Below are 13,657 nucleotides of genomic sequence, written 5' to 3' on the forward strand. Positions count from 1 at the left end.
CTAATTATAGCACTGGTGCCCGGAATTGAAAAGGGTTACGTGGCCGGTAGCTGTTCTGTGATCTGCAAGGTGTTTTCCGGGGAACTGCCCGGGCATTTTGGTGTGCAGACGGACAGTACATAGGAATCCCGCAGCAGCCGCTGCTGAAAACACAGGTCTTCGTCCGAACCGATGACCGTTCCCTTGGGGCTGATCCGGAAGGAAAAAGAGGACAGCCGCACGGACATGCCGGTGCCGGACTGCTTGATGCGGCTTTCTTTCAGCGTCCAGAACCGGAAAAACCACTCCTGGCGTTTCTCCTCCGTGGTGCTGAAGGCTTCCAGCTGGGCCTGTTCTTCGGGCGTCAGCACCCGGTGCAGCAGGTGATCCCGGAAGGGCCGGATGTGTTCCACGTCAATGCCCACCGGAAACGGCGCAAAGGCGCAGGCCACCAGACCGTGGCAATGGCTGATGTTGAAATGGATATCCGGGTATGCGGCGAGGGTCGGCTTCTTGTGCGGGCCGACAGTGATCCAGGTGTCGGGTACAGCCATGGGTGTTTGCCTGTCCGCTGTTACGTTTGCCATCTGTCTCTTGCTATGGTCAGGTGCGATTGACGTTCTAAGATCGCTATCGTCAGTACCAGTCGTTGTGGCTCGTTGACCGGTATCAGATACGCGATCAGTTTCAGCTGTTCCGGGAAATGGAGTCTCTTGTACGCTGATTCCATACAGTTCTTTCAACCCCACCGCCAGCAATTCCCGTCCGATCCGATGCTCCAGTGCAGGCACCTTTTCACCGGGCGCGGGGGTGTAAAACCGGGTATAAACAGTGATCATCGGGCGATCACATCCGGCAGAGCGACATCATCCAGCATGCGCAGCTGCTCAAATCCTACGCTGCCGCCGGAGATGACGAAGCATACCTTTTCTTCCGGCTGAACGTGGATCAATCCTGCCAGGACAGCACCGATGCCGATGGCGGAGGACGGTTCGCACAGCAGTTTCCCTTCCATGAGAAGCAGCTTCATAGCCTGCAGCGTATCGCGGTCTTCCACAGGAACCACACCATCCGCATGGGCCTGCACGCAGGGGAAACATTTTTCACCGGGCATCTGGGCCACCAGCGCATCCGCGATGGAAGATTTCTGTTCCACCTTGGTGCGGGCATGGTTTCGCAGGCTGGTGCTGTAACGGGGCAGGACTGCCGGTTCCGCACCGTATACAAGCGTCTTCGGGGAAATCCCCTTCACGGCTGTGGAAATGCCGGAAAGCAGACCGCCGCCGCTGGTGGGAACGATGACCCTGGAAAGCGCGGGGCACTGGGTGATCAGCTCCAGCCCTGCCGTTCCCTGCCCGGCCATGATCTCCTCATCGTCATAGGGCGGCACCATGACCGCACCCCGCTCCTGGCAGAGCGCCTGGGCGATCTGAAAACGCTGGGACGTCTCGCACTGGACAATTTCGGCGCCCAGTGCGCGGATGGCTTCTACCTTCACCAGCGGTGCGGTGTAGGGCATCACGATGGTGGCTTTGGTGTGCAGCATTCTGGCCGTGTAGGCTACGGCTTTTCCGTGATTACCGGAGGAGGCGGCCACGATGCCGCGCTGCAGCTGTTCTTCTGTCAGCTGGCAGATCTTGTTCAGGGCGCCCCGCAGCTTGAAGGCGCCGGTGATCTGCATGCATTCCGCCTTGGCGTACACCTGGCAGCCCAGATAGGCGTCCAGGCTGTGCAGCCGCAGCAAAGGCGTCTCGGTGATGTAAGGAGCGATGCGCTCTTTTGCTTTTTGAATATCGTTCAATGTGATTGACATGACAGTAGCTCCCTTTCTGATGGGTTAGTACTTTTGCAGAAATTCTTCTGCGGGCATGGGTTTCCCGTACAGGTATCCCTGGGCGAAGGTACAGCCGGAGGACAGCAGGTAGTCGGCCTGCTCTTTTGTCTCCACGCCTTCGGCCAGAATGTGGAGATCCAGACTTTGGGCCAGCTGGATGATGAACTGAATGATCTCTGCATGGCGTTTGCTGTGGGCGGCGGACACGAGGAAATACCGGTCCAGCTTCAGCAGGTCGATGGGCATCTCTGCCACCATGGCCAGGGAGGATTCCCCCTGTTCCGAAGTCATCCATTTCAATGAAAAATCCGGCTTCCCGAAGCTCGGAAAGTACGTGGAAAATATGCTGAGAATCATGGACATAAGCCCGCTCCGTCACTTCCAGGTGCAGCGCTGCAGCATTTAGTTCATATTTTTTCAGTAAGCTCTGGAGTGTCTGCTGCAGATCCTTCTGGTACAGATCGCCCCGTGCCACATTGACGGAAATGGGAAAGACTTTTTTGCCGGCCTTTTGCCGTTGCTGCAGCAGCCGACAGGTGTCCTCCCACACGTATTTGTCCAGCGGATAGATTTCTCCGGCCTCTTCCAGAAGGGGGATAAACTGATCCGGCGGAATAAAACCAAACTCCGGGTGGATCCAGCGGATCAGTGATTCGGCACCGATGACTTCTCCGGTGCGCATATCGACCTTGGGCTGCACATACAGGTGAAACTGCCGGTCTTCCAGCGCCTGCTGTACCTGATTGCGCATCTGGGTTTCCCTGATGAGCCGCTCCTGCAGGGTCTGATCATAAAAAGCGATCCGCTGTTTGGTTTTTCCGTCAATGGTATCTGCGGCCAGCCTCGCCCGGTCGCAGAGGAGTTCCACGGAAACGGAACGGTCTTTTGTGGAGCAGACGCCGATTTTTCCATGTACCCGCACGGGGAGCGGATAGGTTTGAAAATAACGGCTGACTTCTTCATGCAGGGCAGTTTTCAGCTGATGGTTTGTCTTCATCAGCGCCCGCTGGGAGTTGATGAGCTGGTTGTTCATCTGCTGAATGCGGGAATATTCGTCCGTGTAAGGCATCTGCAGGTGATCTTGGGCCCAGTTCAGATATTTTACATAAAGATCGGTAAACCGGGTGAAGCCCTGCTCGTCCGTCACGCGGACGAGAAAGACCAGATGATACCTGGGGAACGGGCAGAGAATGGCACAGAACGATTCCGTCCCGCCTTTCAGCTGCCACAAAGAAACGCTTTGCACCTGATTTTCCAGGGCATCGGGAAGCGGCAGCAGCTCCGGGTTTTCCAGCAATTCCGGCAGACGGGCACCCTCTGACAGCGGACAGGTGGGAGAGCTGTCCATGATTTTCACAATATTCCATTGGTGGTCGCACAGAAAATACAGTATTTCATGATAAGTGTTTCGAGGGCAGAAGCCGGTTGGCTTCGGTGAGCAGTTGGCGGGCATCGGTGGTGTACAGATCAACGGGCCACTGGTTCCAGATGTCGTGGGTGCTCTGGAATGCCTTGCCGCCCACAGCGATTTTCAGCGTGGGAAAGGCAGCCCGGATGGCGTCCACCAGATCCCGGCACGTCATAAGATGCTGGGGCATGGTGACGGACAGCGCCACCAGATCGGGAGTCTGCTCCCCGATGCTTTGTAGCATGGCATCCACAGGAACGGCGGCACCGAGATAGGTGCTGTCCCAACCGTCGTTTTCGAACAGGTCAGCCACCATGCGGGAACCCATTTCATGAAGCTCGGTGCCGGGACAGGCGCACAGGATCCGCCGGTTTTTGCGCTCGCTGGAAAATAACTGCGGATACATCTGGGACATGGCCATCTGGGTGACGGAGGTGCAGTAATGTTCCTCCGCAACAGAGATCCGGGCAGTGTGCCACAGATCGCCGACACGGTGCATGCTTTCAGCCAGAATTTCCACATAAATATCATTCAGCGGGATGCCCTTTTCCAGAAACTGCTGGATGAGATACAGCGCCTGGCGGGTATCCTCCCGCAGCAGACTGTTCATATACTGTTCAATCTCGGCTTCATAGGGCGAAGACGCTGCGCTTTCGGTATGGGAAAACGGCGTCGCCTTCCCGGATACCGGCTTGGGCACAGTCGATGAGGGCAAAAAGGGCTGCCTGCTTTTCTGCGGGAATGACTTCGCTGATCGCCTGCCGGATATGTTCAAAATGCCGGAAGACGTAATCCTCGGTCTTTTCAGGCAGGTTGTCCTTCAGCACCGATTTCATCAGGCGCAGCAGCCAGCTGGCATAATCCTTCATGATTTTATCATCGTTCAGAACGTATGCGGTGTACAGAAAATCAATGTTGTAGCGGGTATCCCGGTAAATGATCCGCTGTACATGCTTTGGCAGTGCGTCAAAATAGGCCGCCTGTTCCTTCTGGCAGTGGTCGAAAGCCGTATCCACCAGATGTAGAAATTCCGGTTCGTGTTCCATCCATAATAAACTCATATTTGCTTCGCCCCCTCTTTTGTATATAAAATATCATACCATTTCGGGAAGAACCCGTCAATGAAGGGGCGCGCAGGAAATGTATCTGCAGAGACAAGTTGCTTCTTGCATTTGGGAAGAGGACAGCGTATAATTTCTAACTGTGAAAATCTGGAAAAACAGAGGAGAAGACATCATGGAAAATTACGATATTGTGATAAAAAACTGTCAGGTACTGCAGCCGGATATGACCATTTCCGGGGAATGCTCTGTGGCGATCAAGGATAGCTGGATCCGGAAAATCGGTTCCGCAGAGGAAATTGCGGCAGCCGGAACGGCGGCACAGACGCTGGATGGAAAAGGGAAACTTTTTGATGCCGGGACTGGTGGACGGTCACACCCATACGTGCCAGCAGCTGCTGCGGGGAAGGGTGGCGGACGAATATCCGATGATCTGGACGCGGTTCCTGGTGCCCTTTGAGAGCAACCTGCAGCCGGAGGATTCCTACGTCAGCGGACAGCTGGCCTGCCTGGAAATGATCAAAAACGGCACCACTGCTTTTGCGGAATCCGGCGGTGTGCACATGGAACGGGTGGCAGATGCGGTCATCGAGTCCGGCATGCGGGCGGCCATCGCCAAATCCACCATGGATATGGGAAATGCCATCACCGGTGCCATGAAGGAGACGGCCCAGGAGGCCATCGACAATACCATTGACCTGTATAAGCGCTATCAGGGAGCCGGGGATGGCCGGATCGATATCTGGTTTGCCATCCGCCAGGTCATGACCTGCTCCCGGGAGCTCATCTCTATGGTGGGGGAAAATGCGAAAAAATATCACACCGGCATTCACGCCCATCTGTGTGAGCATAAGGATGAGGTCAGCTTCTGCCTCCAGAATTATAAAAAGCGGCCGGCCCAGTTTCTGGAGGAAATGGGCATTCTCGGGCCAAACCTGCTGACGGCCCACAACGTCATGCTGTCTGATGCGGATATTTCCATCATGGCAGAGCGGGGCGTGAAGATCATTCACTGTCCCAGAGCCAATCTGGCCAACCACGGCTTTCCCAAGACACCGCAGATCCTGGAAGCCGGCGCCAGCGTGGGCCTTGGCTGCGACGGTGCTGCGCCGTCCAACCTGGATCTGTTCGACGAGATCAAGGTGCTGCGCTATGCCATGATCGGCTACTGGGGGCTTCCGTCCTTCAATCCGGTGGTCATGCCCTGTGCGAAGCTGCTGGAAATGGCAACCCAGGGCGGTGCCAACGCCATCGGCCACGGAGATATCCTGGGAACGGTGGAAGAGGGCAAGAAAGCAGACCTGATCCTGTTGAACATTGATCAGCCTCATATTTTGCCCACCCAGAATCTGTTGAACACCATTGTGGATGCGGCCAGCAGCCATGACGTGACCGATTCCATCATCAACGGCAAACTGGTCATGAAAGACCGGGAGGTGCTGACGCTGGACGAGGAGAAGATCATGTTCGAGGCAGACCGGCATATGAAGGAGATCATCAAAAGAGCATACTAGAGGAGTATGTAAGGCGTGAAAAAATCTCCCCAATATCCCCATCTATACACAGCGCCTGTGGCCGGATCTCCTCCGGGCAGAGTGCCTGCCCCTGATTGATGCAGATATAGGAAGCTTTGGGATTGCGCACGGTGCGCTGCCAGAAATCATACTTGATGATGCCGGGGGTGTTGTAGCCCACGCCCAGCTCCAGAAAGACGATCCGCAGCCCCTCATGCCGCCGGAGAAATTCTGCGTAATGTTCAGCGGCCCTGTGCCAGCCTTCATCCTGGACGAAGGTGCTGTCACAGCGCAGGTTCATGGTCATGGGCTGGCCGCAGTGGGGACAGCGGGGAACCAGGTGAGAGGGAATGGTCATCTGCGGCGCCTGTCCCTCCGGCAGCGTCAGCCGTCCGTCTGCTTCGATCACATAGCCCTGGGCTTCCACCATCCGGCGGATCTGCGCTTCGTTGTCAAAGGTTTCTTGGCAGCAGGGGGTGCTGCACTGGAACAGGCCGTAATCCCCCTGGGTGTAGAAAAGCCGTTTTTTGTCAAAGCCCGCCCGCTGGAAGCAGTGATCCACGTTGGTGGTGATGACGAAGTAATCTTTTCCGTCCACCAGCGAAAGCATCTGTTCGTAAACGGGTTTCGGCGGGGCGATGAACCGGTTGATCCACACATAACGGCTCCAGAAGGCCCAGGATTCCTCCGGTGTCTGGTAGGGATAGAAGCCGCCGGAGTACATATCCGAGAACCCGTATTTTTCCTGAAAATCTGTAAAATACCGGGCAAACCGTTCGCCGGTGTAGGTGTAGCCTGCCGAGGTGGACAGGCCGGAACCGGCCCCGATGACAACGGCATCCGCTTCCCGCAGTCGATCCCGGAGGGCATCAATGGACGGCAAGGAGCCGTTCGTAGATTTCTTTGTCCACATCTTTGAAAACATTAAAAATCACCTTTCTTACACTGGTTTTGGTCTGCAGGAACTGTTGAACAGTGTTCACTGCGATGGCGGCAGCCTGTTCATTGGGAAAATGGAACACGCCGGTGGAAATGCAGCAGAAAGCCACGCTTTCCAGATCATGGGTGGCGGCCAGCTCCAGGCAGGAGCGGTAGCAGGACGCCAGCAGCTGCCGGTCTTTTTCTGTCACCCGGGACTGGATGATGGGGCCGACGGTGTGCAGTACATATTTACAGGGCAGATTGAAGGCCGGGGTGATCTTGGCCAGCCCGGTGGGTTCCTCGTGGCCCTGCTGTTCCATCAGTTCGGCGCAGGCCAGCCGCAGCTGTACACCGGCAAAGGTATGGATACAGTTGTCGATGCAGCTGTGGTTGGGAATATAGCAGCCGGTGAGGCTGCTGTTGGCCGCATTGACGATGGCATCACACCGCAGCGCCGTGATGTCGCCCTGCCACACATAGAGCCCGTCCTGCACCGGTGTCAGATCCTGTATGTCGGTGACGCCTTTTTTGGCTGTCTCGTCAGCGAGATAGGCATCCTGCATTTCCAGAAATTCCGGATCGCAGGCTTTCGGTGCCCGGACATTCATCAGTGCCCGCAGCAGCTGTCTCTGACCGGCGGGATCCTTCGGGACGGACAGACCTGCATACCGGGGATTCTCCCGCAGGAGAGACTGGATCAAAAATAATCTTCGTGTACTCTGATTCATGGTTAAAACCTCTTTTCGATGGCCTGGCGGACATAATATCCCGGCATTTTATAGGCGGGCTGTCTCTGCAATGGTGCTGCTGTCCCGGACAATGTGGGCAGATCACAGCGCCGGTTCTACGGGTTACGTTTAGAATTCATACGGCGGATTGCCGGAGAAATCTGCGATGACGCCGTGGGCGTTTTCCAGATAGAATACCTCAAAGATCGGGTTGGTGGCTTCGCCATACTGGCTCTTCACGATGGGGTTCTGGATGCACATTTCCTTGGCAGCCATGTTGTTTTCAAAAACAGCCTTGCCGTGGAGACGGATCCATGCGTAGGAAGGGCTGGAAACAGAGATCTCGATTTCCGGGTTTTCCTGCATATCCCTGTACACCTCTTTGGTGTTGTTGGTGCAGAACCAGAGCTTGCCGTCAAGCTCGCCTGCGAACATGAACGGGCGGCATTTTGCCTTGCCGTCACGGCCTACGGTTGCCAGATACTGTACCGGGTTCTCGTTTAAAAATGCTACTACTTTCTTCATTATAATACCTCCTTGAAATAATGGAAAATGATTTTGAAAAGGAAGGATTTCCTTTCGATGGCTTTATCATAAGGCAGTAGGGCGCGATCGTAAAGTAAGCACAATAAAGTGCGGTAGTTGCCAAAAAGATACTATAGGGGCCGACAGCCATGTTTTGGTTGCAAAAGGGGTGTACTTTTTGTATGATGAAGTTAAATGAACGAATAAGGAGGAGCCTATGACTGACTGACGTTTTTTTACTGCCAATCAGTTAAAATTTATTGCCCTGTTTACGATGCTGCTGGACCATCTTTATGCCACGGTGCTTCACGACCATCTGTGGCTGACCTATGTGGGCCGCATTGCCTTCCCTCTGTTTGCCTTTGAACTGGTGCAGGGATATATGCATACCCACGACCTGCGCCGCTACGCCAAACGGATCCTTTTGCTGGCGGTGCTGTCCGAGATCCCGTTTGATATGGTGGCAGGTGCATCCTTTTTCTATATCTGGCATCAGAATGTGGCCTGGACGCTGTTGGCCGGTCTGGGAGCCTGCTGCTGCGCAGATCATTTGCTGGCAAAAGAGACCGCTGCATCCAGACGGGTGCTGTATCTGCTGGGACTGGTGGGTACGGTGCTCCTGCCGTGTCTGCTGATGACCGATTACGGTGCCGAAGGTGTGCTGCTGATTCTGCTGTTCTGGTTTACCCGCAAGGGCGGAGCAGTCAACTATCTCATTCAGGTGGTTGTGATGTTTGTGATGTGGCAGTTTGTGTTCTGTGGACGGACGCTCCTCATCGGTTCGTTCGTGTTCCAGACACAGTGCTTTGCTCTGTGCGCCCTGCCGTTGATCTGGCTGTATAATGGAAAACACGGCACACGCAATAAGGCGCTGCAGTATGCAGCCTATGCCTTTTATCCGGTACACCTTTTCATTCTCGGCATCATTTTCATGCGGATGGCGGCGGCAATGGGTGGTATATAATAACTGCATGGATACGCATGGGTACATAGAAAGGACAGGATAACGATGACTGAAACGAACAAAACAGCGGCAGCTACTGCACCGACCCCGCCGGTGCTCCCGGCCTGCCCGGTGGAGACGACGCTGACGCTGATCAGTGATAAATGGAAGGTGCTGATCCTGCGGGATCTGTTGTCAGGGACGAAGCGGTTCGGAGAATTGAAGAAATCCATTGGCCATGTGACGCAGAAGGTGCTGACGGCGCAGCTGCGGCAGATGGAGGAGAGCGGCCTTCTGACCCGGACGGTTTATGCGGAGGTGCCGCCCCGGGTGGAATACACGCTGACGGAGCTGGGCTACAGCCTGAAGCCGATCCTGGATGCCATGCTGGTCTGGGGAGAGAATTATAAGAAAAAAGTGGAAACGGAGTGGGGCCAGGATGCATAGAGAACAGGAAGCGAAAACGGGCAGAAAGCTGGCCGTGTATTTCCCAGGCATCGGGTATCACTGCGACAAACCGCTGCTGTACTACAGCCGCCGTCTGGCTGCGGAAGCGGGATACGAGGAGCTGCAGCTGTCCTACACGTTTTCCGGCGGCAATATCCGGGGCAACAAAGAGAAAATGCGGGAAGCCTTTTTCGCCCTGTACGAGCAGGCGAAAGAGCAGCTGGGCGTGGTGGACTGGAGTGCCTGTGATGAGATTTTATTCGTGTCAAAAAGCATCGGCACCATCATCAGTGCGGCCTATGTCGCAGAGCAGAAGATTTCCTGTCGGCAGATTCTGTATACCCCGCTGGAAGATACGTTCCGGGTGGAGGAAGCGTTGGCTGAATCTCACAAACAGACAGTCTCCGATAAGCAGACAACAGCAGTTCAGGTGCAGGGAACCATTCCGTCTATCGCCTTCATCGGCACTGCGGATCCCTGGAGCGAAGTGCCGCGTGTGATTGCCTTAAGCGAGAAGAAGGGAATCCCCATCTTTTCCTATGAAAGCGCCAATCATTCCCTGGAGACCGGGGACGCGCTGGAGTGCCTAGAGATTTTGACGGATGTGATGACGAAGACAAAGGCATTTCTGTGTAAAAAAGAACTGGGAAGTAAAACGTGAAAAAACGCACAAAATCGGGCGCTGTGCATTGCACACCTGCCGTGCCTGTAGTATGATGGAAGCAATCACTGCAGCCGGATTTTCGTACAGGCGGAGCCTTTGCCTGTATGAAAGGACGGGAGGACTGCGGGGAAAAACAAACGGAGGATTTTGAACATGGAAAACAATATGACAGGACGCAACGTGGGAAAGACATGCCGCACCCATTATAGAGGAACCTTCAACGACGGGACGCAGTTTGACTGTTCCTATGATCGCGGGGAGCCGCTGGAGTTTGTCTGTGGCGCAGGCCAGATGATCAGAGGCTTTGACGAGGCAGTGGCTGATATGGAAGTGGGCGAGATCAAAGAGATCCACCTGCAGCCGGAGGACGCTTACGGTCTGCCGGATCCCAGAGCTATTTTTGAGGTGGAGATCGCACAGCTGCCGGGTGCCGAGAACCTGGAGGTAGGCCAGCAGGTGTACCTGACGAACCAGTACGGTCAGCCCTTCCCTGTAAAAGTTGTGGACAAGGAAGAGAAGACCATTACTTTTGACGCCAATCATGAAATGGCAGGAAAAGAATTAAACTTTTCCATCGAACTTGTGGAAGTTATCGAGTAAAATAAAAGTAAGCATATTGGGCAAAGCAGTCGAAAGGCTGTGACGCAAAACTATAGGGCCTGTGAAATGGCAGCCAGTTGCAGAGAAGGAAGCAGAGGACGTTATAGTTGTATGTGAATAGCGCGCTCTGCTTCCTTTTATTTTCCGAATGGCACGGAGGTTGACAGGGGAATGGAAGAGAAAATAAACTGCTGGAAGCAAGCAAGCAAGCAAGCAAGCAAGCAAGCAAGCAAGCAAGCAAGCAAGTGAGGGGTGTTCTATGGCGACGGAGATCCTGACAAAATATGAGGAAGTGCAGAATGCCCTGGCGGCGGTGGACGATGTGCTGGATATGAGCCGCGTTGAGAGCGGCCGGGTAAAAATAGAGGAAAAGAACGTCCATATCCCGGATGTACTCCATGATCTGCGGACCATCATCCAGGGAAATGTGGCGGCCAAGCGGCAGGATCTGTACATCGACACCCAGGATGTGGTGCATGAGGACATCATCACGGATAAGCTGCGGCTCAATCAGGTGCTGCTGAACCTGGTGAGCAACGCCATCAAGTTTACCCCGGCAGGCGGCACCATCAGCATCCGGGTTTCGGAAAAACCGTGTGAAATGAAGCAGTATACCACCTACGAGTTTCGGATCAAGGACAACGGCATCGGCATGTCAAAGGAATTCCAGAAGGAGATTTTTGACTCTTTTACCCGGGAAAGCACTTCCACCACCAGCGGTATCCAGGGCACGGGCCTTGGTATGGCCATCACGAAAAACATTGTTGATATGATGGGCGGCACCATCGAGGTGAAGAGTGAAGAGGGCAAGGGCTCAGAGTTCATTGTCTGTCTTTCCTGCAGGGTGTCCGGCAGGGTCATGCGGTATGAGCCCGTTCCTCAACTGCGGGGCGCAAGAGCCCTGGTGGTGGATGACGATACGAATACGTGCATGAGCGTCAGCAAGATGCTGCGAGGCATTGAGATGCGGCCGGACTGGACGACCTCCGGCAAAGAGGCCGTCATCCGGGCTCAGGAGGCTTACGAGGAAAAGGACGAATTCAAGGCGTTTATCATTGACTGGCTCATGCCGGATATGAACGGCATTGAGACGGTGCGCCGGATCCGGAAGGTCATCGGGGAAAGTGTGCCCATCATCATTCTGACCGCCTATGACTGGGCGGACATTAAAGAAGAGGCCAAGGAGGCTGGTGTCACCGCTTTTGTGGCGAAGCCGCTGTTCATGTCGGAGCTGCGCTCTGCCCTGACCACGCCGATCCTGGTGGAAGAGCCGGAGAAGCTGGTGGGAAGCGGTCAGTTCCAGGGCAAGAAGGTGCTGCTGGTGGAGGACAACGAGCTGAATCTGGAGATCGCATCGGCCATTCTGCAAGAGGAAGGGCTGGTGGTGGATACAGCCCGGGACTGCGTGGAGGCGGTGAACCGGATGGCCGCCGCCGGAGCGGATGATTACGACCTGATCCTCATGGATGTGCAGATGCCCCAGATGGACGGCTATACCGCCACCCGGGAGATCCGGACGCTGAGCGACAACCGAAAGGCCAACATTCCCATCATTGCCATGACAGCCAATGCTTTCGAGGAAGATAAGGAGAAGGCGTTTGCGGCGGGCATGGACGACCACATTGCCAAACCCATTGACATCCACATTCTGCTGGATACGCTGAACAAGATCTTTTCTCCGTGTGAATAGTTTCAAAAAGTGAAAATTTTTATGATTTTGAAACTGCCGCTTGCATATACTATTGGCGGACAGTATAATATCTTTGAAAAAACAGTTTCGAAAAGTAAAAAAAATTAAACTTTTGAAAGCGGATGGGCATATGAAAACTATTACACGGGAAAAATATCTCGACAGAATGATTGCGCTGCGTGGAACGCCTGATATCAAGATCATTACAGGAATTCGTCGTTCCGGCAAATCAAAATTGATGCAGGCGTATATGGAGTACCTGAAAAATCATTTTGAAGATATCAATATTATTTTCATTGACTTTATGGATTTGGCGTATGAAGAAGTCAAGGAATATCATGCATTGCACAGGTATGTAGAGGATCGTTATCAGACCGGGAAAACAAACTATCTTTTCGTGGATGAAGTACAGATGTGCCCGAAGTTTGAACTGGCGATCAACAGTCTCTATTCGAAGGGAAAATATGATATTTACGTGACAGGCTCCAATGCGTTCCTGCTTAGCGCGGATCTGGCAACTCTTTTTACCGGACGGTATATCGAAATTCATGTATTCCCGTTCAGTTTTCAGGAGTACTGCAAATATTATGAAGATATGCAGGACAGAGATCAGCTTTTTGATAACTATGCCATAAAAGGTGGTCTGGCAGGTTCTTATGTTTACAGAACAGAGAATGACCGGACCAATTATATCAAAGAGGTTTATGAAACCATTGTAACAAGAGATCTGGTACAGAAATATCATCTGCCGGATACCTTGGTTTTACAAAGACTGAGCGAGTTCCTGATGGATAATATCGGCAATCTGACTTCGTCCAATAAGGTCAGCCAGCTGCTGGTGGCGAATCATACGCAGACAAACCATGTAACGATTGGAAGATATATCAAATATCTTTGCAGTGCATTTGTGTTCTATAATGTGAAACGGTACGATATCCGTGGAAAGAAATATCTCGAAAACTCTGAAAAGTTTTATCTCTGTGACAACGGGATTCGATATGCGATCCTTGGCAGCAGAAATATGGATTATGGCAGGGTGTACGAAAATATCGTATGTATGGAACTGCTTCGTCGTGGATATGATGTCTATGTGGGAAAGCTGTATCAAAAAGAAATCGATTTTGTGGCGCAAAGAGGCAGTGAAAAAATTTATATTCAGGTAAGTGATGATATTTCCGGGCAGGAGACCCTTTTGCGGGAAGTATCCCCACTGCTTCAGATTCGGGACGCTTATCCGAAAATGATCATTGCCAGAACCAGACATCCGAAGTATAGCCATGAGGGAATAGAAATTTACGATATAGCAGATTGGCTCTTACAGGAATAAATGCATAATTCCTCCT

General features: G+C 53.4%; 17 protein-coding genes and 1 riboswitch. Of the genes, 9 read left to right on the top strand and 8 right to left on the bottom strand.

The features are described 5' to 3' along the window. Nucleotides 1-35: 35 nt before the first annotated feature. From RJD28_02965 to RJD28_02975, 3 genes are read right to left on the bottom strand one after another with little or no spacing between them, the layout of a single operon-like run. The gene (locus tag RJD28_02965; GenBank protein ID WNV58514.1) at nt 36-818 is read right to left on the bottom strand and encodes a 4'-phosphopantetheinyl transferase superfamily protein; all 783 of its coding nucleotides are present in this window, start codon (nt 816-818) and stop codon (nt 36-38) included. Then, entirely contained in the window at nt 815-1,792 is a 978-nt protein-coding gene (locus tag RJD28_02970; GenBank protein WNV58515.1) for a threonine/serine dehydratase, read from the bottom strand. Before RJD28_02970 ends, RJD28_02965 begins: the two co-directional genes overlap by 4 nt. Before the next feature lie 24 nt (nt 1,793-1,816). Further along, nucleotides 1,817-2,104, bottom strand: coding sequence for an EAL domain-containing protein (locus RJD28_02975; protein WNV59547.1), 288 nt, complete (start codon nt 2,102-2,104; stop codon nt 1,817-1,819). A 415-nt stretch (nt 2,105-2,519) separates the two neighbouring features. On the opposite strand from RJD28_02975, the gene RJD28_02980 reads away from it, so the two are divergent. Continuing rightward, nucleotides 2,520-3,134, top strand: a complete 615-nt coding sequence (locus tag RJD28_02980; GenBank protein ID WNV58516.1) for a hypothetical protein — start codon at nt 2,520-2,522, stop codon at nt 3,132-3,134. A gap of 73 nt (nt 3,135-3,207) precedes the next feature. Here the strand turns inward: RJD28_02980 and RJD28_02985 are convergent, their stop codons facing one another. Together RJD28_02985 and RJD28_02990 are read right to left on the bottom strand one after the other, a co-directional pair. Continuing rightward, a complete protein-coding gene (locus RJD28_02985; protein WNV58517.1) occupies nt 3,208-3,936 on the bottom strand; it encodes a cobalamin-dependent protein in 729 nt (242 codons plus the stop codon). Then, nucleotides 3,851-4,282: a hypothetical protein gene (locus RJD28_02990; GenBank protein WNV58518.1), complete on the bottom strand. Its 432-nt coding sequence runs from the start codon at nt 4,280-4,282 to the stop codon at nt 3,851-3,853. Before RJD28_02990 ends, RJD28_02985 begins: the two co-directional genes overlap by 86 nt. A gap of 175 nt (nt 4,283-4,457) precedes the next feature. Between RJD28_02990 and RJD28_02995 the strand changes: the two genes are divergently transcribed. After that, on the top strand, nt 4,458-4,742 hold the full coding sequence (locus RJD28_02995) for a hypothetical protein (GenBank protein ID WNV58519.1): 285 nt from the start codon (nt 4,458-4,460) through the stop codon (nt 4,740-4,742). After that, nucleotides 4,636-5,796, top strand: coding sequence for an amidohydrolase (locus tag RJD28_03000; protein WNV58520.1), 1,161 nt, complete (start codon nt 4,636-4,638; stop codon nt 5,794-5,796). The genes RJD28_02995 and RJD28_03000 overlap by 107 nt, the downstream gene beginning before the upstream one ends. Here the strand turns inward: RJD28_03000 and RJD28_03005 are convergent. The 3 genes from RJD28_03005 to RJD28_03015 all read right to left on the bottom strand — a co-directional run bounded on the left by RJD28_03005 (nt 5,780) and on the right by RJD28_03015 (nt 7,970). Beyond that, nucleotides 5,780-6,721 carry a Sir2 silent information regulator family NAD-dependent deacetylase gene (locus tag RJD28_03005; protein ID WNV58521.1) on the bottom strand — a complete coding sequence of 314 codons (942 nt, stop codon included), beginning with the start codon at nt 6,719-6,721 and terminating at the stop codon, nt 5,780-5,782. The two genes, RJD28_03000 and RJD28_03005, sit on opposite strands and share 17 nt — an antisense overlap. Beyond that, nucleotides 6,666-7,445, bottom strand: a complete 780-nt coding sequence (locus RJD28_03010; protein ID WNV58522.1) for a protein-ADP-ribose hydrolase — start codon at nt 7,443-7,445, stop codon at nt 6,666-6,668. Before RJD28_03010 ends, RJD28_03005 begins: the two co-directional genes overlap by 56 nt. A gap of 129 nt (nt 7,446-7,574) precedes the next feature. Continuing rightward, nucleotides 7,575-7,970 (bottom strand): pyridoxamine 5'-phosphate oxidase family protein, encoded by a 396-nt coding sequence (locus tag RJD28_03015; GenBank protein ID WNV58523.1) that lies wholly within the window; start codon nt 7,968-7,970, stop codon nt 7,575-7,577. Between the two features lie 274 nt (nt 7,971-8,244). Here RJD28_03015 and RJD28_03020 point away from each other — a divergent pair, with 274 nt between their 5' ends. From RJD28_03020 to RJD28_03045, 6 genes are all read left to right on the top strand, one after another. Beyond that, complete coding sequence (locus tag RJD28_03020; protein WNV58524.1) at nt 8,245-8,934, top strand: TraX family protein; 690 nt, start codon at nt 8,245-8,247, stop codon at nt 8,932-8,934. Between the two features lie 45 nt (nt 8,935-8,979). Then, on the top strand, nt 8,980-9,360 hold the full coding sequence (locus RJD28_03025) for a helix-turn-helix domain-containing protein (protein ID WNV58525.1): 381 nt from the start codon (nt 8,980-8,982) through the stop codon (nt 9,358-9,360). Continuing rightward, on the top strand, nt 9,353-10,021 hold the full coding sequence (locus RJD28_03030; GenBank protein ID WNV58526.1) for an alpha/beta hydrolase: 669 nt from the start codon (nt 9,353-9,355) through the stop codon (nt 10,019-10,021). Before RJD28_03025 ends, RJD28_03030 begins: the two co-directional genes overlap by 8 nt. A 156-nt stretch (nt 10,022-10,177) precedes the next feature. Then, nucleotides 10,178-10,624: an FKBP-type peptidyl-prolyl cis-trans isomerase gene (locus RJD28_03035; GenBank protein WNV58527.1), complete on the top strand. Its 447-nt coding sequence runs from the start codon at nt 10,178-10,180 to the stop codon at nt 10,622-10,624. 9 nt (nt 10,625-10,633) lie between these two features. Then, a riboswitch (cyclic di-GMP riboswitch) is annotated at nt 10,634-10,709 on the top strand. Between the two features lie 174 nt (nt 10,710-10,883). Further along, nucleotides 10,884-12,314, top strand: a complete 1,431-nt coding sequence (locus RJD28_03040; protein ID WNV58528.1) for a response regulator — start codon at nt 10,884-10,886, stop codon at nt 12,312-12,314. A gap of 130 nt (nt 12,315-12,444) precedes the next feature. Beyond that, nucleotides 12,445-13,641, top strand: a complete 1,197-nt coding sequence (locus RJD28_03045; GenBank protein WNV58529.1) for an ATP-binding protein — start codon at nt 12,445-12,447, stop codon at nt 13,639-13,641. The last annotated feature ends 16 nt before the right edge of the window (nt 13,642-13,657 follow it).

The organism is Oscillospiraceae bacterium NTUH-002-81 (assembly GCA_032620915.1).
Classification (GTDB): Bacteria; Bacillota; Clostridia; order Lachnospirales; family Lachnospiraceae; genus JAGTTR01.